23 protein-coding genes and 2 pseudogenes are annotated in these 22,597 nt (G+C 52.7%); 14 read left to right on the top strand and 11 right to left on the bottom strand.

The genetic code is table 11. The features are described 5' to 3' along the window. Window positions 1-268 precede the first annotated feature (268 nt). Both MOY_RS01430 and MOY_RS01425 read left to right on the top strand, forming a co-directional pair. Entirely contained in the window at window positions 269-649 is a 381-nt protein-coding gene (locus MOY_RS01430; protein WP_009095713.1) for a septal ring lytic transglycosylase RlpA family protein, read from the top strand. Window positions 650-912: 263 nt separating this feature from the next. Then, a complete protein-coding gene (locus tag MOY_RS01425) occupies window positions 913-1,914 on the top strand; it encodes an NADP-dependent oxidoreductase (RefSeq protein WP_009095711.1) in 1,002 nt (333 codons plus the stop codon). Window positions 1,915-2,032: 118 nt separating this feature from the next. On the opposite strand, the gene MOY_RS01420 is transcribed toward MOY_RS01425, so the two are convergent. Both MOY_RS01420 and MOY_RS01415 read right to left on the bottom strand, forming a co-directional pair. Beyond that, the gene (locus MOY_RS01420) at window positions 2,033-4,087 is read right to left on the bottom strand and encodes a TonB-dependent receptor family protein (RefSeq protein WP_009095710.1); all 2,055 of its coding nucleotides are present in this window, start codon (window positions 4,085-4,087) and stop codon (window positions 2,033-2,035) included. A 68-nt stretch (window positions 4,088-4,155) separates the two neighbouring features. Continuing rightward, complete coding sequence (locus MOY_RS01415; RefSeq protein ID WP_009095707.1) at window positions 4,156-4,635, bottom strand: nucleoside deaminase; 480 nt, start codon at window positions 4,633-4,635, stop codon at window positions 4,156-4,158. Window positions 4,636-4,763: 128 nt separating this feature from the next. Between MOY_RS01415 and MOY_RS01410 the strand changes: the two genes are divergently transcribed. Both MOY_RS01410 and MOY_RS01405 read left to right on the top strand, forming a co-directional pair. Continuing rightward, window positions 4,764-4,979, top strand: a complete 216-nt coding sequence (locus MOY_RS01410; RefSeq protein ID WP_009095705.1) for a TIGR02450 family Trp-rich protein — start codon at window positions 4,764-4,766, stop codon at window positions 4,977-4,979. 219 nt (window positions 4,980-5,198) lie between these two features. Further along, a complete protein-coding gene (locus MOY_RS01405) occupies window positions 5,199-5,405 on the top strand; it encodes a cold-shock protein (protein WP_009095703.1) in 207 nt (68 codons plus the stop codon). Window positions 5,406-5,512: 107 nt separating this feature from the next. Here the strand turns inward: MOY_RS01405 and MOY_RS01400 are convergent, their stop codons facing one another. After that, window positions 5,513-6,379 (bottom strand): putative RNA methyltransferase, encoded by an 867-nt coding sequence (locus tag MOY_RS01400; RefSeq protein ID WP_009095701.1) that lies wholly within the window; start codon window positions 6,377-6,379, stop codon window positions 5,513-5,515. 103 nt (window positions 6,380-6,482) lie between these two features. Between MOY_RS01400 and MOY_RS01395 the strand changes: the two genes are divergently transcribed. Then, on the top strand, window positions 6,483-9,656 hold the full coding sequence (locus MOY_RS01395; RefSeq protein ID WP_009095700.1) for an acyl-[ACP]--phospholipid O-acyltransferase: 3,174 nt from the start codon (window positions 6,483-6,485) through the stop codon (window positions 9,654-9,656). 120 nt (window positions 9,657-9,776) lie between these two features. Here the strand turns inward: MOY_RS01395 and MOY_RS01390 are convergent, their stop codons facing one another. Beyond that, window positions 9,777-11,507 (bottom strand): mechanosensitive ion channel family protein, encoded by a 1,731-nt coding sequence (locus tag MOY_RS01390; RefSeq protein ID WP_009095698.1) that lies wholly within the window; start codon window positions 11,505-11,507, stop codon window positions 9,777-9,779. Window positions 11,508-11,763: 256 nt separating this feature from the next. On the opposite strand from MOY_RS01390, the pseudogene MOY_RS17705 reads away from it, so the two are divergent. From MOY_RS17705 to MOY_RS01375, 4 genes and pseudogenes are all read left to right on the top strand, one after another. Beyond that, a pseudogene (locus tag MOY_RS17705) lies at window positions 11,764-11,934 on the top strand (histidine kinase dimerization/phospho-acceptor domain-containing protein); the annotation flags it as partial. Between the two features lie 52 nt (window positions 11,935-11,986). Beyond that, a pseudogene (locus tag MOY_RS17480) lies at window positions 11,987-12,232 on the top strand (protein-methionine-sulfoxide reductase heme-binding subunit MsrQ); the annotation flags it as partial. A gap of 194 nt (window positions 12,233-12,426) precedes the next feature. Continuing rightward, window positions 12,427-13,902, top strand: coding sequence for a metal-dependent hydrolase family protein (locus tag MOY_RS01380; protein ID WP_009095692.1), 1,476 nt, complete (start codon window positions 12,427-12,429; stop codon window positions 13,900-13,902). A 5-nt stretch (window positions 13,903-13,907) separates the two neighbouring features. Then, window positions 13,908-14,648 carry a hypothetical protein gene (locus MOY_RS01375; protein ID WP_009095690.1) on the top strand — a complete coding sequence of 247 codons (741 nt, stop codon included), beginning with the start codon at window positions 13,908-13,910 and terminating at the stop codon, window positions 14,646-14,648. A gap of 83 nt (window positions 14,649-14,731) precedes the next feature. Here MOY_RS01375 and MOY_RS01370 read toward each other — a convergent pair whose 3' ends face one another. Both MOY_RS01370 and MOY_RS01365 read right to left on the bottom strand, forming a co-directional pair. Beyond that, window positions 14,732-15,484, bottom strand: a complete 753-nt coding sequence (locus MOY_RS01370) for a potassium channel family protein (protein WP_009095687.1) — start codon at window positions 15,482-15,484, stop codon at window positions 14,732-14,734. Between the two features lie 33 nt (window positions 15,485-15,517). After that, window positions 15,518-16,555, bottom strand: a complete 1,038-nt coding sequence (locus MOY_RS01365; RefSeq protein ID WP_009095685.1) for an SO_0444 family Cu/Zn efflux transporter — start codon at window positions 16,553-16,555, stop codon at window positions 15,518-15,520. A gap of 73 nt (window positions 16,556-16,628) precedes the next feature. Here MOY_RS01365 and MOY_RS01360 point away from each other — a divergent pair, with 73 nt between their 5' ends. From MOY_RS01360 to MOY_RS01345, 4 genes are all read left to right on the top strand, one after another. Beyond that, entirely contained in the window at window positions 16,629-17,072 is a 444-nt protein-coding gene (locus tag MOY_RS01360; RefSeq protein WP_009095683.1) for a MerR family transcriptional regulator, read from the top strand. Window positions 17,073-17,171: 99 nt separating this feature from the next. Then, window positions 17,172-17,705 (top strand): hypothetical protein, encoded by a 534-nt coding sequence (locus MOY_RS01355; RefSeq protein WP_009095681.1) that lies wholly within the window; start codon window positions 17,172-17,174, stop codon window positions 17,703-17,705. A gap of 186 nt (window positions 17,706-17,891) precedes the next feature. Then, complete coding sequence (locus MOY_RS01350) at window positions 17,892-18,572, top strand: type 1 glutamine amidotransferase domain-containing protein (RefSeq protein WP_009095679.1); 681 nt, start codon at window positions 17,892-17,894, stop codon at window positions 18,570-18,572. Between the two features lie 30 nt (window positions 18,573-18,602). Beyond that, window positions 18,603-18,899 (top strand): DUF1330 domain-containing protein, encoded by a 297-nt coding sequence (locus tag MOY_RS01345; RefSeq protein ID WP_009095678.1) that lies wholly within the window; start codon window positions 18,603-18,605, stop codon window positions 18,897-18,899. A gap of 150 nt (window positions 18,900-19,049) precedes the next feature. On the opposite strand, the gene MOY_RS01340 is transcribed toward MOY_RS01345, so the two are convergent. Continuing rightward, window positions 19,050-19,841 carry a PhzF family phenazine biosynthesis protein gene (locus MOY_RS01340; RefSeq protein WP_009095676.1) on the bottom strand — a complete coding sequence of 264 codons (792 nt, stop codon included), beginning with the start codon at window positions 19,839-19,841 and terminating at the stop codon, window positions 19,050-19,052. Between the two features lie 266 nt (window positions 19,842-20,107). Between MOY_RS01340 and MOY_RS17330 the strand changes: the two genes are divergently transcribed. Then, window positions 20,108-20,272, top strand: coding sequence for a hypothetical protein (locus MOY_RS17330; protein WP_168183926.1), 165 nt, complete (start codon window positions 20,108-20,110; stop codon window positions 20,270-20,272). Window positions 20,273-20,288: 16 nt separating this feature from the next. On the opposite strand, the gene MOY_RS17475 is transcribed toward MOY_RS17330, so the two are convergent. The 4 genes from MOY_RS17475 to MOY_RS01320 form a co-directional block, all read right to left on the bottom strand. Continuing rightward, complete coding sequence (locus MOY_RS17475; protein ID WP_261341325.1) at window positions 20,289-20,600, bottom strand: Fic family protein; 312 nt, start codon at window positions 20,598-20,600, stop codon at window positions 20,289-20,291. Between the two features lie 9 nt (window positions 20,601-20,609). Beyond that, on the bottom strand, window positions 20,610-20,900 hold the full coding sequence (locus MOY_RS17470; protein WP_009095673.1) for a filamentation induced by cAMP protein fic: 291 nt from the start codon (window positions 20,898-20,900) through the stop codon (window positions 20,610-20,612). Window positions 20,901-21,311: 411 nt separating this feature from the next. Then, on the bottom strand, window positions 21,312-21,806 hold the full coding sequence (locus tag MOY_RS01325) for a DUF6641 family protein (RefSeq protein WP_328287025.1): 495 nt from the start codon (window positions 21,804-21,806) through the stop codon (window positions 21,312-21,314). Window positions 21,807-21,808: 2 nt separating this feature from the next. Next, on the bottom strand, window positions 21,809-22,597 hold a 789-nt coding region (locus MOY_RS01320; RefSeq protein ID WP_009095669.1), incomplete at its 5' end, for a Bpu10I family restriction endonuclease.

Raw genomic sequence — 22,597 nt, 5'->3', positions numbered from 1 at the left:
AAATTATATGATGCTTACATGAACAGCGTGAGCATTTAAAATACTGCAGCGCACAAAAAAACATTGTTCGATTATAAATTAGCCTGGGGGCAGTAACTGACTGAATCCCAAGGCCAACTACAAAAAATTAAAAAAATCGTAATTATGGAGCCATTTGCATCGATCTTCTTAAAGCTTGCTGACTCCAAACGGGCACGCTACTATCGGAGAGCCTAATCGGCACCTCATCGATGCATTACCCTCGATATGAAAAAACTGAGGTACTCCCATGGGAGCCCATAAGCGACTTATCCGAACGAGCTGTTTAGCAGCGATACTTATTGCGTGTACTGCTACAACCGCTGTTGCCAATGAGTTAGAAACACAACGAGGCGTTGCCTCTTTTTACAGTGACCGTTTTCAAGGCGCTACCACTGCCAGTGGTGAACGTTTTGATCAGCAGGCGCTAACGGCTGCTCACCCGAGCTTACCGTTCGGCACCAAAGTATTGGTCACCCGCCCCGATACAGGTCAGAAAGTGGAGGTTCTAATCAATGACCGCGGCCCCTTTGTTCAAGGGCGTGTCATTGACCTCTCTAAACGAGCAGCTACTAAGCTTGGCATGATTCGCCGAGGCACGGCGCCTGTTCTACTGACCCTGATAGACTAATCCTGCTGTTCTAGCCTGCAGTACAGGCGACGTAGCGAGTTAACGGATAGCACACCCGCAAGTGTGTGATACCCCTTAAACGAACAACTCAATACATTTGTTTCAGTTGCACCCACCTAGAGCGGCTTCTTAGCCGCTCTTTTTATGGTCACTGTTTTTTTACCTGTATCAGCCCTCCTATTTTTTCAAGGCGAACTTGCGAGCATGCTAGCAGTCTCTATCCTGCAAGAAGGAGATTCGCTTCGCATCAGCAGGAGGCATACATGCAATCACGGTTTTTTACCTTAACTGGCTACCCCACCGGCTTGCCCGAGCGCGAACTATTTTCGCTGGAACACCAGGAACTTCCCGCCCTCGGCGAAGGCGAAGTACGCATTCGCAACCACTGGCTGTCGGTTGACCCCTATATGCGTGGCCGAATGACCGGCATGCATACCTATATCGCACCTTTTGAGCTTGGCAAACCCATGGACGGTGGCGCTATAGGAGAAGTCATCGAGTCCAACGACTCTCGCCTCAAGATAGGAGATACCGTCAGCCACATGGGGGGCTGGCGAGATATTGCCCAGGTTTCTGCAGAGGGTGTCACCTCACTACCCGATATCGATGTGCCAGAGCAGGCATATTTAGGCGTCTTAGGTATGCCTGGCATGACCGCCTGGACAGGCTTAAATATCATCGCCGAGTGCAAACCAGGAGATAATGTGCTGGTCAGCGCCGCCAGCGGTGCTGTTGGGTCGTTGGCGGTTCAGCTTGCTAAAGCGAAAGGCTGTCACGTGGTCGGCATTGCAGGACCAGCTCATAAGCTCGCTTGGCTGGAATCATTAGGTATCGAGCCGGTAAGTTATCGTGACCGCACTGCTCAAGAACTTAGCGATGCTATTAAGCTGGCGAGCCCCAACGGTATTGATGTTTATTTCGAGAACGTTGGCGGCATCTGCTTAGAGGCTGCACTAAGCCAGCTTAATGAAGGCGCGCGGATTGCTGTCTGCGGCATGATTGATAGCTACAATGCAGAAACGCCGCCCCCTGGCCCTCGTAACTTAGCGCAACTGGTGGTGCGTAAAGCCAAAATGCAGGGCTTTATTGTGGCGGATCACTGGGCCAGCTACCGCTACTTTCTCAACGAAGTGGCGCCGCAAGTAGCAAAAGGCAGCATCAGCTATAAAGAAACGGTTCAGGAAGGGCTTGAAAGCACGCCTGATGCATTTTTAGCGCTTTTTGAAGGCGGCAACACCGGTAAAATGTTAGTCAAGCTAACGTAGCACCCAACAGCATAGACCCAAACAGGGCAACCCTAGGGCTGCCCTGTTTCTTAAACGCTATATGTAATAGCCATCCCTTTAAAAACGTCCTTTAAAAACCGTATTTAAAAACCGTTCTTTAAAAGCTAAGCTCCACCCCGCCATATACGCTGCGCCCTGGGGCGGGTTCATAGTAGCGGCCAAAAGTGCCATTTAAGCGCACATTGTCATAATACGTTTCATCAAACAGGTTCCGAACTCCTAAATAAGCGTTTAAGCGCGTATCGCCTCCTAATTGCCAACCATCTCCCACCCGTAGGTTCACCAGCCAATAGCTATCAATTTTTGTCTCATTGGCGTTATCCGCTACCAGGTCACCAACATACTGGGTTTCCAGCGTGGCAAAGCGTTCATCCAACCCCTGCCAAGTAAGCTGGTTCATCCAGGTTTGCTCGGGTAGGCCTGGAATACGGTTACCATCAAAGCGCTCGTTTGGGGTGGCAAAACTATCAAACTCATAGCGCGCCAGCGTTAAAGCGCTATCTAAGCGCCACTGGTCGGCAAGTCGCCAACCAACCGCCAACTCCAGGCCATCGCGGCTGGTATCACCAGCGTTTTGGTAGAAGGTGCGGCCCCCTTCATCAAAAGGCACCAGTTCATCACGAACCCGTACTGAAAATAGCGCCAAATCATAATCCATCGCCAATGGCGCCATATAGCCACGTAGACCTACTTCTCGGTTCCAGGCTTTTTGTGGCTCCACAGCAGGGTTAAAACCACCGCCTGCCGGGTTAGCAAACTCGGCAAAGGTTGGCGTTTCAAAGGCGGTACCCGTATTGATATAGGCTTGATGCTGTGGACGGTAACGGTAACTAAGCCCCGCCGAACCGCTCCACTCGTTAAAGGTGCGCTCGCCACTTTGGTCGCCATCTTCAAAATAGCGGTCATCCACCTTTAGCTCCACGCGGTCAAAGCGGGCGCCAAGAGAGAACGTCACCTGCTCGGTCAGTGCCAAATCACCCTGGGCAAATACCCCGGTAGAGGTCGCGGTTTGAGTCTCTGCCGCCGACTGTTCACCAACGCTACCTTGAGCGTTAACGTTGTTACGAAAGCGCTCATCCTCTTGGCGCGCCACGTCTGAGCCCACAATGTAGTTTAGCGGTAGGCCGCCCAAGGTGATGTCGTGGTGATATTCGCTGCTGGCGCCAACATAGTCCCGCTGAAAGCCCAGGCGGCTATCGCCTACAAAGGGCAACTGTTGCTCAAAGTCACGCCGGGCGATAAACCCCTTAAGGTAAAATTCGCCAGGGCCCGCGGTTAAGTCTTCGTACTGTAGGCCAATCAGCTGTTGATCAACCCGCTGCCGGGCGTCCAGTGCTAAGGCATTGGGGGCCGCCTGGTGTCGCCCACTCGAAACTTCACTGGCGTTCAACGCCCCCGGATCTTCTGAACGTGGGTTTTCAAGCAAATTGATAATGGCGGTTAACGCCCGCTCACTGCCTAACTCACGGCGCAGCTTGGCATTCAGCAAGTACTTTTCAGTTGAGCTTTGCTCACGGTAGCCGTCCACCTTGAGTGCCGAAAGACTCACATGGTGCGACCAGTCTCCTTGGGCTCCCCCCTGCTGCAGCGCCACTTTTTGGTAACCGTCGCTGCCCGCACCTACGCTAAGCCGTGTGCCTGGGTTATCGCGACCATCGGCGGTGGTGACATCAATTACCCCACCCGCCGCATTGCCATAAAGCACCGAGGAGGGCCCGCGAATCACCTCAATACGCTCAGCGCTGTTTAAATCAATCGCATCTAGCTGGGCCTGCCCATCTGGCAGGGTATAAGGAATGCCATCTACCATTACCGTGATGCCACGCACACCAAACGGGGCACGGGCCCCAAACCCGCGAATGGCAATACGCTGCCCCTGGGCAAAGTTATCGCGGTTTTGCAAAAACACGCCGGGCACCCGTGTAAGCGACTCATCCAGCCTGACACCCTGCTGCCCTTGGGCTATATCCTCTCGCTCCAGAGTGGAAACTGCCGCTGGGGTAGCGTAAAGCTCACGTGCCAAACGCGGGGCGCTCACCTCCACCGTGGACAGTGCTGTTGTGTCACTCACATTAGCAGAGGGTTGTGCCATTACCGGCACGCTAGCCACAGCACCAGCAAACAGTAGCGAAGAGGGCAGCATTTTTTTCATGGCATTCCCAATAAATATTGAAACAGATGATGGCTTGGTGGTTCACGCTTGACTGAGTTGAAACGGCTCTATTGCCCGCCGTGGCGCTGGCGGTGCAGTGCATGAACTTGAGCGTCCAACCCGGGCACGGGGCCATCTACAGCGAGCCCCGGCACAACGTCATTGATAGAAAGCGTTGCCACAGGGGGAGGCGCAACACCCAGTTCAGCCAGCCATACTCCCAGCTGCTGGGAGGAGCTAACATAGACAATTCGCCCAAGCCCCACCCACCCATGGGCAGCGGCACACATTGCACAGTGCTCACCCGAGGTGTACACCGTTGCCGTAGCCCGCTCTGCTGGCGACAGATGATTAGCCGCCCAGCGAGCCAAAGCGAACTCTGGGTGCTGCGTAGCGTCTCCCCCAGCAATACGGTTACGCTCTTCCGCGAGGATCTCGCCTTGGGCACTAACCAGTACACTGCCAAAAGGCTCGTCACCCTTGTGTAACGCCTCTTTTGCAAGCTCAACCGCGCGCTCAAGAAACCTCATCTCATGCGCTGCCACCATTACTCTTTCTCCTTATCACCGAACGTAACGTGCGCTTGACTATTTTTTACCTGAACCGACTATCACCATGTTTCACTATAGTGGCAAAAGTTCTACCACTTTAACTAACAATGCCATCGGTAACAGTAATGAACACTATTAACCCTAACAAACTGCACCACAGCAAATGGACCGCCGTCATACCTCAAAATAGAGAAAAACACTTTATCGTGACGCAACTGCTGCGGAATGAAGAAGAAACGGTGGAGCATGTTGTGCTGGAGGCAGTTCACTCTCACCGTGAGATCACGCTGGCATGGCAAGCGCTTAAAGACGACACCACCTGGAAGATGGGATGGAAGTAGCCGTCGACATAGCCGCGCCTAGAAAATAAACATAAAAGGCTTTGACGTCGCGTCTAAATCGTGGCACTGTAGCGTCAGTTGGTTAGCAAGCGGCATGGTTTCAGAAGTGTACGATCTTTTTCGGCAGCCTGATATTGTATTCCTTGTTTCACCCGCTACTTAAATCTGGGTAATACCAGGAACTTTATTACGGCGCATTAGCGCGAAAGGATCTAGACAATGGCAACTGGCACAGTTAAATGGTTTAACGACACTAAAGGTTTTGGTTTCATCGCTCCTTCTGACGGTGGCGACGACCTTTTTGCTCATTTTTCTGAAATTCAGTCTGACGGTTTCAAAACCCTTCAAGAAGGCGCTAACGTTTCTTTTGACGTTACCCAGGGTAAGAAAGGCCTTCAGGCTTCTAACATCAAGCAAATCTCCTAAGCCCTAAGCTTTAGAGTTTGCTCAGACCCTCAAAAGTCTGAATAACAAGGCCCGCTTATGCGGGCCTTGTTGCGTTTGGGCACCCACCTTTTGGGTGCCCGCTTTAGCTACGCGACTGACACACGCGAGTAAGCAACTAAGCGCACATCTACCGTTAGCGTTAGCGTATCCAGCGCTGCTGCCCGTGCACGCCCTTCTGCGCTCGCCCGATACAAATGCGGTGTCATCGCCAGCAAATCAGCTATCCTTTCTGTCCCCTCAAGCGATAACTCATAACAAAGCGATAGGGTTTGCTGATGTGCAAAGCCGTTAGGCACGCTTGCCTCCACAGAGCGCTCTGGCTTTAACGTGGGATAGATCACTTCCCGCAGTTCGCGCAAATGGTTTGGCCCTGCCTCCACTTGCAACAGCAGGCCGCCTGGCTTTAACACACGGGCAAACTCACCTGCTACGGGAAAGCCAAACATACACAGAACACAATCCAGCGTGGCCGACTGTACCGGCAAATGGGCATTACTGCCTACCACCCAACTTGCTTGAAGCGTATCCTGCTTAGCTGCGGCTAACACTGCCCACTTAGAAATATCCAGCCCCATTAATGATAAAGGCACGGAACCGGGTACCGCTTTTGCCAAGTGACGCAGGTAGTATCCTTCACCACATCCCGCATCCAGGCAGCTATAAGGTGCATTAGGCAAACCGGAGCCCGCGCGGTGCTCCTCCACCGCACTATTTACTGCTTTTGCAATAGCTTCATAGTAGCCACCATTAAGAAACCGCTGGCGAGCCGCCACCATGGCTTTACTGTCGCCGGGATCATGGGAACGCTTGTGCTGTACGGGCAACAGATTAACGTAACCCTGCTTGGCAATGTCGAAACTATGCCCTGCCGTGCAACGCCACGTACCGCCCAACATCTCTAACGGCTCACCATCCAATGGGCAAGCCAGTGCTTGAAAAGGGGTTATGCTCATAGGCGTTTCATCATTGAAATAGAAAGAGTAAATAAATATGCGGCTTGGAAAGTACAACGCAGAAAATGCGATGACGCTTAAACACGGTAAAGGCTAACACACCATGCATCGACTACTGCGTATTGCGGGCGCTTGGCCCTATTTGATTGCCATTTTTCTAAATGCCTTTGTGGATTTAGGGCATAAAATCGTTATTCAAAATACGATTTTCAAAAGCTATGACGGCACCGCCCAGGTCGTGCTCACTACGCTAGTGAATGGATTAATCTTACTGCCGTTTATTTTGCTCTTTAGCCCGGCAGGCCACGTGGCGGATAGCTACCCAAAGGTGCGCATTTTACGCGTTTCCGCCTGGGCCACCGTAGCAGTTTCACTGGGCATCACCACTGCTTACTACCAGGGGTGGTTTTGGCTGGCGTTTGCCATGACGCTACTGCTGGCGATTCAGTCGGCCTTCTACTCCCCGGCTAAATACGGCTTAGTGAAAGGGTTGTTCGGCAAACCTCGCTTAGCGGAAGCCAATGGGTTGATCCAAGCTGTCACCATTGGCGCTATTCTGGCAGGCACCGTGGCGTTTACTGCCCTGTTTGAAAGCTGGGTGTCGCCTGATGCCGAAACACCAAATAAGTTGTTACGCCAAATAGCTCCCCTGGGCTGGTTGCTAGTGCTTAATAGCATCCTCCAAGTCGCGACGCTTTACCGTCTCCCGCTGGATAGCACCCAACGCTCTGATACACCGCTAACGTGGCAGCGCTACCTCAAAGGTGCTGCCTTGAAAGGTAACCTGCGGATCATCGCGCGTCAGCCCGTCATTAGGCTTTCCATTATTGGTCTTGCTACTTTCTGGTCGGTGGGGCAGGTGCTGCTAGCCGCTTTCCCCGCCTACGCTAAAGATGCCCTTAGCATTGATAACACCTTAGTACTGCAAGGCATTCTTGCAGCCAGCGGTATGGGTATTGCGCTGGGTTCTTTGCTTGCCAGCAAGCTTTCTCACAATCGGATTGAAACCGGCTTAATTCCCGTAGGGGCACTCGGGGTAGCGTTAGGGCTATGGTGCCTGCCGCTATTCGCTACGCCCACTGGCCAAGCAGTTAATTTCATCTTTATTGGCATTATGGGCGGGCTATCTATTGTGCCGCTTAATGCGCTGATACAGTTTCACGCCGCTGATAACGAGCTAGGCACTGTACTAGCCGCCAATAACTGGATTCAGAACATCGCCATGCTGGGCTTTCTTGTACTCACCGCACTGTTCGCATTAGTGGGTGTAGAAAGCCTTTACCTGCTACTGCTGATTGCCAGCGTCGCTTTGGTGGGCGGCGGTTACACCGTCATAAAGTTGCCACAAAGCCTGGTACGTTTTCTGCTGAGTTTTTTGCTGACGCGCCGTTACCGTGTCGATGTTCACGGGCTGGAAAACCTGCCCGCTCAAGGCGGCGTACTGCTACTAGGCAATCATATTAGCTGGGTGGATTGGGCCATGGTACAGATCGCCAGCCCCCGCCCCGTGCGTTTTGTGATGCTGAAATCCGTTTATCAGCGCTGGTACCTTCGCGGTTTTCTAAAAGCGCTTGGCTGTATCCCCATTGAACGCGGCAGCGCAGCTGAAAATGCGCTGGCAGATGTGGCTAAACAACTCAACGCCGGCGAAGTGGTGTGCCTGTTTCCTGAGGGGGCCATTAGCCGCACTGGCCAGCTGGGCGAATTCCGCCGCGGCTATGAGCGTGCCTGCAAAATGGCTAACGCTGATGTCAACATCGTCCCCTTTTACCTACGCGGACTATGGGGTAGCCAGTTTTCACGCTCTTCTAGCAAACATAAAGAGTTACGCAACGCACCTCTGCACCGTTCGGTCGTGGTCGCCTTTGGCAAGCCGCTAGCGAAAGATACCTCTGCCGATGTGCTCAAACGACGTATTTTTGAGCAGGCCACCCACTCCTGGCAGCATGCCGTCGATGAGCTACCCACGCTATCTGAGGCCTGGATACGCAGCGTGAAACGTAACCCAAGCGCCCCGGCACTCACGGACCCCAGCCGCTCGCTCAATGCAAGCCAAGCGCTTACCACCAGCCTGCTATTAGCAAAACGTATTCGTAAACTTGCCCCTGGGAAAAACGTGGGGTTATTGTTGCCCACCAGTAGCACTGGCGTACTTGCCAATATGGCGACACTCCTGGCTGGCAAAACGCTGGTAAACCTTAACTACACTGATAGCCAAACAGCACTTGCATCAGCACTCGCCCAAGCCGAGGTCAGCACGGTGCTGACCTCGCGCCACTTTGTTGAACAACTTAAGCAACAAGGGCTAAACGTCAGCCAATTGCTAACCAATATTCAGGCGGTCTACCTGGAAGACCTGCAGTCGGCTTTTGGCAGCACTGAACGCCTCAGCACCTGGCTTACCGTTCGTCTACTGCCGGCGGGGGTACTTAAGCGCCTGTTCTGTAGCAACCAAGACGCCGACCGTACCGCAGCCATTGTGTTTCTAAGCGGCGAAGGAGACCAACCAAAGGGCGTAATGCTGAGCCACCGCAACCTGATGGCCAACATCAAGCAGACCTCTGATGTACTCAACACCCAGAGTAACGATGTGGTGATGGGGTCGGTTCCGCTATTCCATGCCTTTGGGCTAACGGTCACCCAACTGCTGCCGCTAATAGAGGGCCTGCCGCTGGTGTGTCACGCCGACCCTAACGACCCAATCGGCATTGCAAGGGCGATTGCCAAGCATAAAGCCACTATTATGTTCGGCACATCGCATTTTCTAGCACTACTGAACCGCCGCCAAGAAGTGCATCCGCTAATGCTGGAAAGCCTGCGTGCCGTGGTTATCGGTGCAGAATTACGGGATGAGCGCATATGCCACGACTTCACGCTCAAGTTCCACAAGCCCATTTACAGAGGCTATGGGGCGACAGAAACCGCGCCCGTTGCATCGGTCAACCTGCCTGATGCCATGGATATTAACCACCAGCATATTCAACGCGGCAAAAAATCAGGCACCGTAGGCATGCCACTGCCCGGCACCAGTTTCAAAATCGTCGACCCTGAAAACTTTCAAGAGCTGCCCACCGGTGAGGCAGGCATGATATTGATCAGCGGCCCTCAAGTGATGCAGGGGTATTTAAACGACCCGAAGCGCACTGCAGCTGCCATTAAAGTGATCGATAGCCACCGCTGGTTCGTTACAGGCGATAAGGGATTTATCGATGAAGATGGCTTCTTAACCCTTCTCGATAGCGCTTCCCGCGTTGCCAACATAGAAGCTGAACCATAGCCTCAGCGTGATTTAGGGCGGTGAAAGCCGCCCTAAATCACCTCAACACAACGCTTATAGCTATTAGCAATGCCGATCGCCGAACCATGAAGCGCATGGGTTGCTGCTTGTATTGATGGCCTACTCAGGCGGTTTTTCAGCAGCGTGCCCCGTTCCCTGGGAGGGATTACTTTGGCCTTCTCCACGCGCAATATCCTCATGGCTAATCACCACAACATCACGCGGCCACCACTCGGGATGGTTATCGCGAATAAACGTCATGAGTTTTTCACGCACGTTCATCTCTGCCGTCCAGCCTGCTAACGGATCGGAGGTCATCAAATAGCAGGAGATCGTTTGCGCTGTGCCATTTTGCGCAGTCACATAACACAGTAGCTTGTGGTGTTCGATAATCGACTCTTCCGCTTCAGCAAACTCAATAAACTTCTCCCGAAGCAGTGAGATGTCCGCACTCAGGTGAAGCGTTAGCTCCAAACAGCGGTAAAGCTTGGCACTTTTGACCGACAAATTCTCAAAAGGCTTAGAGACAAAATAGGTAACCGGCACAATCAGCCGCCGTTCGTCCCACACTCTTAGGCGAATAAAGGTGTAGAAGATCCCTTCCACATAGCACCACCGGCCTTCAAACATCACCAGATCGCCAATGCGGATAGGTTTCGCGAACGATAATTGAAAGGAGGACAAAATGTTGCCAAGCATTGCTTGGCCAGCAATCCCCACCAGCACTGCCAGCACACTGGCCGAGGCAAGAATAGAGAGCCCCATCGTCTCAAAGAGCTGGATTTGCCCCAGCACATAGACCGTCACACCAATAACCGTGATGAGAATAATGATCCGACGCAGTGCATAAAGCGATGTCAGCAGCCTGCGCTGGTCTCTGGGTTTGGTGTCATCGATTTCCCCCACCAGCCGACGCGTTAAGCGCAGCATAATGGTATCCACAAGGCGAAGCGCTATGGTGCCCATTCCCCATGCCAATACAGCGATTAACAGTACGCGGAACGTCGTAGTGGCCACCGCAGAAAAAGACACTACATAGCTCAATAACATCTGCGTAATCAGCGAGATAACGATCAGTGCCATGGGAATTTTAATGCGGGCAACAAAGATACTCTGGGCACCGGAGGGCAACAACTTGGCCGCTAACCCAACAATGCCATAAACCAACCATCCCACTAAACCGATAAACAGCAGGAACAAAGGAAGAGCAAGCCACTCCCACACCATCAACATGCCGAACGACGATTTGAAGCGGTCGGGAATATACTCTTCCAAAATTGAGGGGCCATATTCATCATAAAGCACGGGAATCGATGAAACGCTCTCCGGCATAATCAGCCAAACAGGGTCTTCATCGTGCAATTGATAGCGGCCAAGCCGAATATCGTAGGCCTCGCCTCCGGCCTGAAGCGAGGTAATTTCAATATCTCGACGTGGCATCCCAGCCTGCGGGTTCTGGCCAGTGGCGTCCTCAATGGCCGCATCCTGGCGCCCGGAAAGGCGTGAAACATTTAACCATTCACCGCGCTTAAACACCTCTGCCAGCTGCTCAGCCAGCTCACTACCCTGTTCGGCCTGCTCATCCGCCGATAGGTCAGAAAGATTAAGCAGGTGGGCCGCCGCGGCATAATTCTTCTCATTGGTAAGCTCGACAAAACTGCGTACTGTTTCCCGTGGCGTTCTACGCTTCACGTCTTCCGGGACATCCCCTAGCCCCACGTTCAATTCATCAACACTGAACCACAGCCTGTCCTCGCGCTCTTCTCCTTGAGTTTGCGCCGCGCAGAGGCTAGAAAGAGCGAGCGTGATTACCAGTACGAACCATACGGGCCATGAGTAATTTGCTTTCATACATGCCTTATTGTTTAAGGTAAGCCAAGTGTCAGTTTGACCATTTACGACCACCCATAAGCCTGTATTTAATGCTGGCCTTCCATGGCGGCGGTTAGACAAAGTACAGACTACCATCGTTGATCAGGCAAGGGCCGTCAGCGCACGACCGAAAAGGGCTGGGAACAAACTTGCTGATTTTAACAGCGCAAAATGGCGCGACAAACGACCAGTGGTACGTGACGAGATCGACTACCTGGGTGCCTCCTTCGACGATATGGCCCAACAGATTGTCTCTCAGATCAAACAACTCAAAGAGAAAGACGCCCAGCGCCGCCAGCTGATCGCCCAGGTATTTCATGACCTGCGTACGCCACTGGCCTCCATGCAAGGGTATATTGAAAGCCTGAAGTTAAGGCGTGACCGCCTTACTCCTGAGGAGCAGGATCGCTTTCTTGATATCGCCCTTAAAGAGGGCCGCCGTTTAAGCCGCTTAGTGGATGAGCTTACTGGGCGCCACCTCCAACCGCTGGTCGATGAAGCGGCTCGGCAAACGCTGGAAGCCGCTGCACAAGTACGCTTACCCCATCTTAGGCTTAGTGCTGCTGCACTTCTTCTGGGTAGTGCGTGCCGACCTGCAAGAGTGGGCGATGTACGCCGCTATTGCGGCGCTTATCATGGCCACCCGCCTGCCCTCCATCGCCCGCACACTGCCTAAAGTACGCTATCGCCTCAGCCGCTGTTAGAAACGGCACACACAGGTTAGCCACCTATACTGAACAGGAGAGGACACACATACGTTGAAAGGGGAAAGCTCATAGCGCCGCAGATTTCAGCTTGTGTAATGCATTGCCTCACTATAATTTACTGACATGGAAGGCCCTGCTATACAGCGTTATTGCCCAGTAACGCCTGAACAGAACTGACAAAGGTGACGTCTATGCCCCCCGCTGTCTCTCCGCTGCAAATTTCATTGCTACATCACCCGGGCCATGGCGCTTGTTGCTGTGGCTCGCCGCTGCTTCAACGCTTCCATGAACGCATGATGGCCGAGATCTCCCGTCGTCAATTAATCGGTGGTGCCGCGGCGGTGATGGCGCTTTTTGCTGGTTTACATGCCCCAGCGTCAATCGGTAGCCAACCCAAGCGTCAAGGTGGCCCTCTACTGCTAACCAACCTTGCCCTGTTTGATGGCAACGGCACAGCGCTGCGCGAAGGTGTAACCGTGCGCATTGAAGAGGGCCGCATTCAGGCAATTTTGCCTCAGGATGCCCCTGCGGAAGGTGCCGAACTGATCGATTGCGGCGGCCGCGTTTTAATGCCGGGATTGATCGACGCCCACTGGCACACCACTTTGGCGGCGATTAGCCAAGTCGCCGCCATGACCTCAGACGTAGGCTATGTGCATCTAGTGGCTGCCCAGGAAGCAGAGCGCACACTGATGCGGGGCATTACGTCGGTGCGGGATGTAGGCGGGCCGTCTTTCGCGCTAAAACGCGCTATTGATGAAGGCATTGTGGCGGGGCCGCGTATTTTTCCTGCTGGCGCCATGATCTCCCAAACCTCGGGCCACGGCGATTTTCGTATGCGCCATGACGTGCCTCGGGGTAGCACGACCCCCTTGAGCGAACAGGAGCGCCAAGGGGTAGCCGCCATCGCCGATGGTGAAGCCGAAGTGCTACGGCGCACCCGTGAGCAGCTGATGCTAGGGGCAACGCAAATTAAGTTAATGGCGGGTGGCGGGGTCGCTTCCACCTACGACCCACTGGATAGCACCCAATTTACCGAGCGCGAACTACGCGCAGCGGTTGAAGCGGCGGAAGACTGGGGCACCTACGTTATGGTGCATGTGTATACCCCCCGGGGCATTCAGCGGGCGCTAAGAGCTGGCGTTAAATCGATAGAGCACGGCCAGCTGGCCGATGAAGAAACCGCCCGAATGATGGCGGGCGAAGGCGCGTGGTGGAGCCTTCAACCCTTCCTCCAGGATGAAGATGCCAACGTTTACCCCGATGCGGCTCGTCGCGAAGCCCAGCGCCAAGTGGCAGAAGGCACGGTGCGGGCCTATGAGCTCGCCCAGCGCTTCGATATTAAAACCGCCTGGGGCACCGATATTCTGTTTAGCCCGCAAAATACGCCCAATCAACTGCGCCAGCTGGCCAAGCTCACCCGCTTTTACGACCCCTTAACGGTGCTGGCTATGGCAACAGGACGCAACGGCGAACTGTTAGCGCTTTCTGGCCCGCGTAACCCCTACCCCGGCACGCTAGGTAAAATTGAACCCGGCGCGCTTGCCGACCTGCTCTTGGTCGATGGTGACCCTAGCCAAAATCTTGATTTTCTTCATGATCCAGAGCGTAACCTACGCCTGATTATCAAAGGTGGACGCATCTACAAAGACACCTTACAAAGATAATAGTAATGCTTAAATCCTCCTCTCTGGTTGCCGCCATTGGCCTGATAGCCACAGGCTTCGCGACTCATACCCATGCGCAAGAAAGCGCGTGGCGTTACCAGCTCACCCCCTATGTATGGATGACAGGGTTATCCGGTGACCTGCGCCCACTGGCTAATTCCCCCACTGTCAGTACGTCACACTCGTTTAGCAACGTAATGGATGACCTGGAAGGCGCGTTTTTTATGGCCGGTAGCGCGCGACAAGATCGCTGGGTGCTGTTTGGCGATATTACCTGGGCGTCCCTTAGCAATGAGAGCATGCTATTGCCGGGCGTTGCAGTGAAAGGCAACCTGCGCCAGCGCTCACTGACCGCTGCCGCCGGTTATCAAGTGGTCAGCACGCCGACCCAATACCTTGATCTACTAGCGGGCGCACGCGCTTGGCGGATCGAAGCCGACGTAAAGGTGCCCGCCTTAGGGGTGAGCGCCAGTGACACCGAACGCTGGGTCGACCCACTCCTGGCCGCCCGGCTGCGCTCCACCTGGGCGACTAACTGGTCAACATTGGTGCATGTTGATGCCGGCGGCTTCGGCATCGGCTCTGATAGCACCTGGCAAGCCGTCGCTACCGCCAACTATCAGATAAATGAGACCTTTCTCCTTTCCACAGGGTTTCGACACTTAGCCGTAGACCGCGACGAAAACGGCACTCGCGTCGATGTCTCAATGAGCGGCCCACTACTCGGGGCTACTTGGATGTTTTAGTAACTCGTCCTTCCACGACGTGACGCCCCGCTCGTCGTAGGAGTAACACCCAAAAGCCTGAGCGGCTGGCCTCCTATCTGAGTCTAGTGATTTTTCTGAAACGCATCACTTAATGCCGCCGCTAAAATCCCCGTGGGCATCGCAATAATCCCGATGCCCGCCACCGCCGTTAATCCCGCAAAAAACTTACCTAGCCCAGTGATAGGAACCATATCGCCATACCCCACCGTCGTCAGCGTAGTAACACTCCACCACAGCACACGGGGCACGCTGCCAAACGCGTCAGGTTGGGCTGAGGCTTCTGCTAAATAAAGGCAGAAAGAGGAAAGTAACAGCAACAGGATCGCTAAACCCGCACTCAACCACAGCTCATGAGAACGAGACTTCAGCGCCTCTGCCAGTGCTGCCCAAGCCTGGCTGAACCTACCTAAACGGGTGAGCCGCAGCATTAACCCCAAACGCAACATACGTAGTAAGAAGCCGTTGTTTTGAACCATAAACCCCAGGAAGTAAGGCAAAATCGCCAGTAAATCCACCATGGCCCAAAACGAAAATACATAGCGCAACCGGCCTTTTATACCGCGGTAACGCGGATCTTCACCGACAACATACAGACGCAGTAAATACTCACCGATAAAGATCACCACCAACACGGTTTCTAAGGTAGGAAAAAGGCGTGGCAAAAGCGCCCGCAGCGTTGGCTCCGTTTCCAAAATAGCCACCAGCGATGCCAGCAGAATCAGCACACAGATGACTCTATTAATGGTCGACAACCCCTGCCGCAGGTGCGTTTCTAAGGCTAACTGCCGGTAAAGCTCAGCTCTATTTATAATCATTTCTTCAAAAGACTTATTAGTGAATGCAGCGATCTAAAACCCCAACAACCGCTTACGAACAGGCCGAATAGCGACCAGCAACAGGATAGCTAAGGCCAACCATTCAACAGAGGCCGGTAGCAGCTCCTGCACTTGGCTGGCCTGTTGAACCGGGTCCCATCCCGTCATCGCCAGCCCCTTATCAAACACCCAGCCGATCAGCACCGTCACCAGCAGAATGCTACCCAGATAAACCGCCAAGGCCTGGCTGCCAAATTCACGCCGCAAAATGGCCAGGGAGGCTAGGCTCGTTACCGGGCCAGCCAGCAGAAAGACTAACGCCATTCCCGGTGAAATGCCCGCCAACAGCAAACCCGCAGCCACAGGCGTGGCTGCCGTCGCACAGATATACAAGGGAATGCCGATCACCGCCATAAGAAGCAGCGCCAGCAGCCCACCCGAAAAACCCACCAGGGTTTCTGGCGGCACAAAGGTCACCAACACCCCCGCCAGCAATAAACCGGCAAACATCCAACGGCTGATGTCATCCAGTAAATCACTAAAGGCATACATTAACCCTGCCCTTACCCCCGTCGCTTCAGCGGCAGCGCCTGTTTCATCGCTCACCTCTTTAGATTCACAGCCTTTTGATGCACAGCAGCTGCTAACAGGGGTATTGTTCGGCACTGCTGATTGTCCGGTAAAGCCCACTAAAATGCCCGTTACTATCGCGGTTACCAAGGCCCCCAGCACCCGCGCCAGCGCCATTAATGGGCCTAACAGCACACTGGTGATAAGCATTGAGTCCACGCCAACGCCGGGGGTACTAATCAGAAAAGACGTGGTGGGCCCACGGCCCGCGCCACCCCGGTGCAACGCCAGCGCAGTGGGAATCGCTCCACAGGAACACAGCGGCAACGGCATGCCAATCACCGCTCCCCGGGTAATACTGCCCAGCCCGCGACCGCCCATCCAACGCTGTAATAAGTGTTCCGGCATCCACGCCTTAATTAGCCCTGCGATCATCAACCCCAACAGCAGCCAAGGCGCCGCGGTTAACGCAATGCTTAATAACTCTGACACCAGCTTCATCGCCTGTTACCTGCTTGTTAACCAACCGAGTAACCGCTAGCCTAAACCCTGTAATCGTTACAGGGTCAAGCTGATGAAAAGCGCTTATCGTATTGGTGAAGTGGCCGCCCGTACAGGCTGCTCTCCTGAAAGCATTCGCCACTATGAAAAACTGGGCTTACTGGCACCACCACAGCGTGGAGAGCAAGGCTACCGCCGCTACAACCAAGCAGCACTAGAGCGTATTGGCTTTATTCGCCATGGCCGAAGCTTGGGGCTAGACCTGCATAGTATTCAGGAACTACTGGCGCTCTCAGATAACCCCGACAACGACTGCACCGCCGCCGACGATATCGCCAGCCGCCACCTGCAACATCTTGAAGAACGCATTACCGCCTTACAGGCACTGGCCAATGAGCTGCGCCAACTGGTTCACCAATGCCGAGGTGGCAAGGCTGCCAACTGCCGCATTATTAAAACGCTGTATGACCACCAGCCCACGTGCAGCGAGCGGGGATGCGGGGAAAGAAACGAGTAGCGCGGTATCGCCGTACGCCAGCTAACGTTAACAACATCGAACTTCATCCGGCCATCGACTACGGTTATGACACACCCGCGTAATAAAGAGGATCATTGAATGATCGAGTCACGAGAAGAGCTTGAAGCCGTTAAAAAGGCGTGCCATGCCATGGTGACAAAAAGTTCGGGGCTTTCTGCTGGCTCCGCGATGATCCCCATACCCGGGCTGGATATTGGTTCAGACGTTGCCATATTGATGCGATTAATTCCCAAAATTAATGAAAAATTCGGCTTGTCGCCTGAACAAATCGACGGCATGGATACCGAAAGCAAGCTGTTTGTAATGACCGCCATTTCCAATACGGGCAGCAAGATGGCGGGTAAATACATCACGAAAAAGCTCATTGTGATGCTTCTAAGTAAGATGGGGGTCAAGGTTGCCTCAAAAGGCGTTGCCAAGTTCGTCCCCTTGGTAGGCAGTGCCGTTGCTGGCAGCATCAGCTTTACGGCCATGAAGTACATGGGCAATAGCCATATTGAGGATTGTTATGAAATTGCCCTGGCGACACTGGAAAAGGAGTGGCAGGGTCAAGAAATCATCCTTGAGCCAGAGCCACAACCCAAGACAGACCCGAAAGGTGCCCTAAGATAAGCCACGATTTTTCTTGCTGCCCCTACTGTTATAAAGAATGACTCAAACAAGCCTGATAAGAGCAAGACGCCCAACACTAGACGACTGGTCTAATCAAACGTAAGCTAACCCCATCGCGCTGCTGCAACCTTCAACATTGACAAAGCAACCACTACACTTCTTTTACTCACCAGAAAGGATTCCAACATGAAAATTCTGCTCGTTGTTACCTCACACGATAAGCTTGGCGACACCGGCAATAAAACCGGCTTCTGGCTTGAAGAGCTGGCCGCACCTTACTACGCCTTTAAGGATGCGGGCGCCGAGCTAACTTTGGCCTCTCCTGCCGGTGGCCAGCCGCCGCTTGACCCCACCAGCAGCGCCCCGGATGCCCAAACCGACGCCACCAAGCGCTTCGAGGCTGATACCGAAGCCATGCAAGTGCTAGCAAATACCCACAAGCTGGCCGATATCAATCTGGCGGACTTTGACGGCATCTTTTACCCAGGCGGCCACGGCCCGCTGTGGGACCTCGCCGAAGACCCCACCTCAATCCACCTGATTGAAGATGCCATTGCCGCCAACAAGCCAGTCGCCACGGTGTGTCACGCCCCCGGCGTGCTGCGCCACGTGAAAGGCAGCGACGGCAAACCACTGGTAGCTGGCCGCAACGTTACCGGCTTCAGCAACAGCGAAGAAGAGGCCGTTGGCCTAACTGATGTAGTGCCGTTTTTAGTAGAAGACATGCTGCAAGACCTTGGTGGCCGCTACACCAAAGGTGACGACTGGAGTTCCCACGTGGAAGTGGACGGACTGCTGATCACCGGGCAAAATCCCGGCTCATCAGAAGCCACCGCCCAAGCGCTGCTCAAAAAGCTTTCTGAATAGCGCTCTTCATCGATAAGCAAGGAGAAGTTGATGCCCGCGTATGTCGTACTTACCCGAGAACACACGCACGATGCTCAGGAAATGCAGCGCTACAGCGAGAAAGCAAAAGCCGCCCGAGAAGGCCACGACCCACAGCCGCTAGCCTTCTATGGTGATTTTGAAGTGCTGGAAGGCAGCGCCATGGAGGGAGCAGTGATTCTACGCTTCCCCAACATGGCCGCCGCCCGCGCCTGGTACGAAAGCCCCGCCTACCAGGAAGCCCGCAAGCACCGCTTCCTGGGGGCAGATTACCGGGTGTTTATGGTGGAGGGTCTCGAAGAGGCTTAATGCATTTTTAGGTGACCGGTTCGTCACACCCAGTTAGCGCTGGTGAATGGGAACACCGCCAAAACGTTTGAGAACTGCAGAGGCCTATTCGGCTCACCTACTGAGCCGAATAGCCGCAGTATTCGGCTCAACCACGTGGTTAATCTCACCTCAGGCGTTGGGCAGCATAATCTGCCCGGTTAAATAAGGCGCCACACGCCCTTTAATCACCACCCGTTCGCCCTCTACAACACAGTTAAGCGCGCCTTGGCGTGCCCCACCTTGGCGAGCAGTAAGCGCTTGCTTACCCAAACGCGCCGCCCAGTACGGGGCAAGCGAGGTATGCGCCGAGCCAGTCACCGGGTCTTCTTCCACGCCCACCTTGGGGCCAAACCAACGGGACACAAAGTCCACGTCATCGCCTTTCGCGGTAACAGCCACACCCCGCCCCGGCAGCTGTTTAAGCCGCTGCATATCCGGTGCAAGGCGTTCAATCACACTGGCGTCCTCAACCACCACCACAATGTCATCCGAGACCAACAGCTCCTCGATCTCGATACAGCCGAGGGCTGCGGCTACCTCCGCGTGCATTGCTAATGGCGCAAGCGTTTTCGCGGGGAAATCCATCGCCAGCTCATCGCCATCACGCTGCACTAATAGCGGCCCGCTACGCGTTTCAAATTTCAGCGTTTCTGTACTATCGCCCAGCACATTAAAGATGACCCACGCCGCGGCCAGCGTGGCATGGCTGCATAAATCCACCTCCACCGAAGGCGTAAACCAGCGCAGGTGGTAGCCTGCTTCCGTGGGTACAAAAAAAGCGGTTTCGGAAAGGTTGTTCTCTGCGGCAATGGCCTGCAGCAGCGCATCCTCCAACCACGCACCCAGCGGGCAAACAGCCGCTGGGTTACCTTCAAAGGGCTTTGAGGCAAAAGCATCTACTTGGTATAGATCGATTTTCATGGGGCTTTAACTTCGCGAAAAAGGGGCAGTAATTAAAAACTTCAACAAAAAACTATATAGCGCATTAGGAGATGAAGCCGATGGTTTCAAAAGCGCGGAGCGCAATGATCTATTCGTAGCGGCGCCAATCGTCGACTAAGCCCACTTATCTAAATTAAGTTCGACGAGCTTTGATTGCACCACTTGGCCACCTTTTAGGCCAAGTAACAGGCACGACAAGCGGGGTTACTGCTATAATAATTACTGGTCTGTCTAGGAGCGTTGAGATGGTTCGTAAAGCCCCAACTGATAAAGTCATGGTTTCCCGCGAGCATATTTTGCGCGCAGTGGCCAGTTCAAGCGCGATTGAAACAGGCGAGCGCACGGCAGTGATTGAGAAGCGTCTGAAGTCTCATACGCGTCGGTTTACCAAGTTAACCCTAGCTCTCTGATACTATCAGCTCGTTCTCACTGTATTTCCAAAACGTCTCGTACTAAGCGTTCAACAAACTGATAATCACCGTCACGCCCGGCTTGAATCGCTTTGAAGTAATAGTCTTTATGCTCGTTCCACAGGCTGTAATCGAGTGGTTGAGCACCCGCCTTGACGGCCATCACATCTAGCAGCAAGCGCGATATCCGCCCATTACCCTCTCGGAATGGGTGAATCAGTATAAACTCGACATGCATTTCGGCAAGCAATGTAATTAGCTGTTCGTCCCCTACCTCAGGTAACTCAGCAAAACGTGAGAGATACTGACCCTCAAACTCTTTTGCCAGCCTTTGGATCTATATAGGCGATGCAAACCGAATATTTGGTTTGGACATATCAACGGTTCGAAATTGGCCCGCCCAACGATACACATTGCCCAGCCAAGCTCTGTGCCATCGGCAAATTGTCTGGAAAGTAAGCGTTTTAGGGAAGTCGTCAAAAACCTGCATATAAAGAGCTGCAAGCAGCTCTGTTTCTGCAATATTTATCTCTACGGTGTCAGTGATCCCAATGAGATTTCCCAGCACCCTATTTTCCGAGCCAGGTTGGTACTCACCTTCGCTACCAGAAACAACATAGCGACTCATAAGAGCGACTTACCTCGCCGCTTGTTTGTATCTTCCATACTCCAGCCCCACAAGCTTCTGTTTGATCTTTTTGCGTGCCATGCTGCACCCAATTAGCATACCCAAAAAATACAAAAGGCCGCTCGATATTTCGAGCGGCCTGAAAGAGTCTAGCTAATCGTCATCCTAATTGGACGCGATCACTCCCACTCCATAACAACCCTAAATTAAAATACTATGTTTTCAGTAGTTTATACCACATAAAATAATAACGTGTAACTTTTGTGCAACGATGCGAAAAACATATAAATCCACCGAAGGTTATAAAATCAATAGGTTACGCTAAGTTGTTACACGCTGTGCTACCGCTCAAAGCTCACCTCAAGCTCCAAGCAGCAGCAAGACACCACCAAATCGTGTTAACATGAATAGTTAGCGCTTAGCCTTTCGCACGTTTCGCGCGTGTGTAGCTTGCTGCTCGACAATTTCATCGAGTTCGCCAGCAAGTACAGCCTCTTTAATCTTATGTAGCGTTGGTACAACTTCATCAACGCTAGCCAGGGCTATTGCTTGCTTTCCTTTGGCAAACCCAAGGGGCTTGCTACCATAGCGAACAGTTAGCAAAACAGTTCCATCAGCTGCATTCGTCCACCAGCGCTTAACTCGCTTGACGTACTCAATCTTCTTTTGAGCACCTTCTTCATCTTTCACCCACTTTGTTTTAGTAGGCGAAAAATCAGCATCCGTAGCGAGAGCAACTTGCTCTTCAATCTTATCAACAAGCTTATTCCTACGATTAACAACCGGATCTTTGGCGGCTTGGGAATTGTGCTGAACGAGCTTAAACGAATCGAGAATAGACATAAAAGTTGCCTCCTGTTCTGTATAACTACAATGTAGCTTCAGACACAGGAGGCTGTCATCCAATTTTAGAAAAAACCATCATCTAATACATTATTTTCCACAGGATCTTCGTCACCCATTATACCTTCTATGTGCCCAATTAGCCGCTCAAAAACACTAACCTCAAATGGATGCATAATCAAATAATCACGGAACCAATCTGCATTTTTTAGCCTACCTTTATATGTACTAAACTCCTTTCTTTTATTTGACGCAATTCGCTTCGATTTTCTTAGTATAAGAACTTCGTCAATATCCGTTGGAGCTGTGCTAATGGGCGTCATATCGAGCCACTCACACAATAGGAAGTATTTAGAACCAGGTATTGCAGACTTAACATCATGAGCTGTCGCAGTAGCTTCTTGAAACATGGTTTTATCTAAGTTTGTTTTACATTCGGCAGTCACATACCCAAGGTATGTTTCAACAGTCTCTGAATTTTGAAAGCTCTGCTGCCTAGATGATTTTAAGTATATTTTTTTTGCGATTGCAAAGTCCTGATCTTTTGTTCTTATCGACAAGCCACTACTGTCTCTTCTCGATGCCAAACTAGTTCTAAAATAAGCAGCAGAAAAACATTTCGTCGGGCCAAGAGAAACATCTTTCAGCTCTGGGAAGCACTTAGTTATCAAATAAGGCATAAACTCTTCAATGATACTATTATCTAATTTAAGCTGTCCTTTTTGCCGGTAAAGAAAATCGCTCTCTCCACAAAAAATCAAATCATGGTCCATGTAATATTTATAACCATTTAGTAACGTAACAAGCTCCTGTATTACATTTTCCTGACTTCCTTTAACTGCATTCATATCTGC

The organism is Halomonas sp. GFAJ-1, from assembly GCF_000236625.2.
In the GTDB taxonomy this organism is placed as follows: Bacteria; Pseudomonadota; Gammaproteobacteria; order Pseudomonadales; family Halomonadaceae; genus Vreelandella.
This window is presented reverse-complemented; position numbering and strand designations above follow the sequence as displayed.

Coding starts and splice junctions, on each gene's coding strand:
- MOY_RS01350 (WP_009095679.1), top strand. CDS start 17,892: ATGAAAATTCTGCTCGTTGTTACCTCACACGATAAGCTTGGCGACACC.
- MOY_RS17470 (WP_009095673.1), bottom strand. CDS start 20,900: ATGAGTCGCTATGTTGTTTCTGGTAGCGAAGGTGAGTACCAACCTGGC.
- MOY_RS17330 (WP_168183926.1), top strand. CDS start 20,108: ATGGTTCGTAAAGCCCCAACTGATAAAGTCATGGTTTCCCGCGAGCAT.
- MOY_RS01405 (WP_009095703.1), top strand. CDS start 5,199: ATGGCAACTGGCACAGTTAAATGGTTTAACGACACTAAAGGTTTTGGT.
- MOY_RS01360 (WP_009095683.1), top strand. CDS start 16,629: ATGAAAAGCGCTTATCGTATTGGTGAAGTGGCCGCCCGTACAGGCTGC.
- MOY_RS01425 (WP_009095711.1), top strand. CDS start 913: ATGCAATCACGGTTTTTTACCTTAACTGGCTACCCCACCGGCTTGCCC.
- MOY_RS01395 (WP_009095700.1), top strand. CDS start 6,483: ATGCATCGACTACTGCGTATTGCGGGCGCTTGGCCCTATTTGATTGCC.
- MOY_RS01365 (WP_009095685.1), bottom strand. CDS start 16,555: ATGAAGCTGGTGTCAGAGTTATTAAGCATTGCGTTAACCGCGGCGCCT.
- MOY_RS01400 (WP_009095701.1), bottom strand. CDS start 6,379: ATGAGCATAACCCCTTTTCAAGCACTGGCTTGCCCATTGGATGGTGAG.
- MOY_RS01340 (WP_009095676.1), bottom strand. CDS start 19,841: ATGAAAATCGATCTATACCAAGTAGATGCTTTTGCCTCAAAGCCCTTT.
- MOY_RS01410 (WP_009095705.1), top strand. CDS start 4,764: ATGAACACTATTAACCCTAACAAACTGCACCACAGCAAATGGACCGCC.
- MOY_RS01430 (WP_009095713.1), top strand. CDS start 269: ATGGGAGCCCATAAGCGACTTATCCGAACGAGCTGTTTAGCAGCGATA.
- MOY_RS01415 (WP_009095707.1), bottom strand. CDS start 4,635: ATGGTGGCAGCGCATGAGATGAGGTTTCTTGAGCGCGCGGTTGAGCTT.
- MOY_RS01380 (WP_009095692.1), top strand. CDS start 12,427: ATGCCCCCCGCTGTCTCTCCGCTGCAAATTTCATTGCTACATCACCCG.
- MOY_RS01345 (WP_009095678.1), top strand. CDS start 18,603: ATGCCCGCGTATGTCGTACTTACCCGAGAACACACGCACGATGCTCAG.
- MOY_RS01420 (WP_009095710.1), bottom strand. CDS start 4,087: ATGAAAAAAATGCTGCCCTCTTCGCTACTGTTTGCTGGTGCTGTGGCT.
- MOY_RS01375 (WP_009095690.1), top strand. CDS start 13,908: ATGCTTAAATCCTCCTCTCTGGTTGCCGCCATTGGCCTGATAGCCACA.
- MOY_RS01355 (WP_009095681.1), top strand. CDS start 17,172: ATGATCGAGTCACGAGAAGAGCTTGAAGCCGTTAAAAAGGCGTGCCAT.
- MOY_RS01370 (WP_009095687.1), bottom strand. CDS start 15,484: ATGATTATAAATAGAGCTGAGCTTTACCGGCAGTTAGCCTTAGAAACG.
- MOY_RS01390 (WP_009095698.1), bottom strand. CDS start 11,507: ATGAAAGCAAATTACTCATGGCCCGTATGGTTCGTACTGGTAATCACG.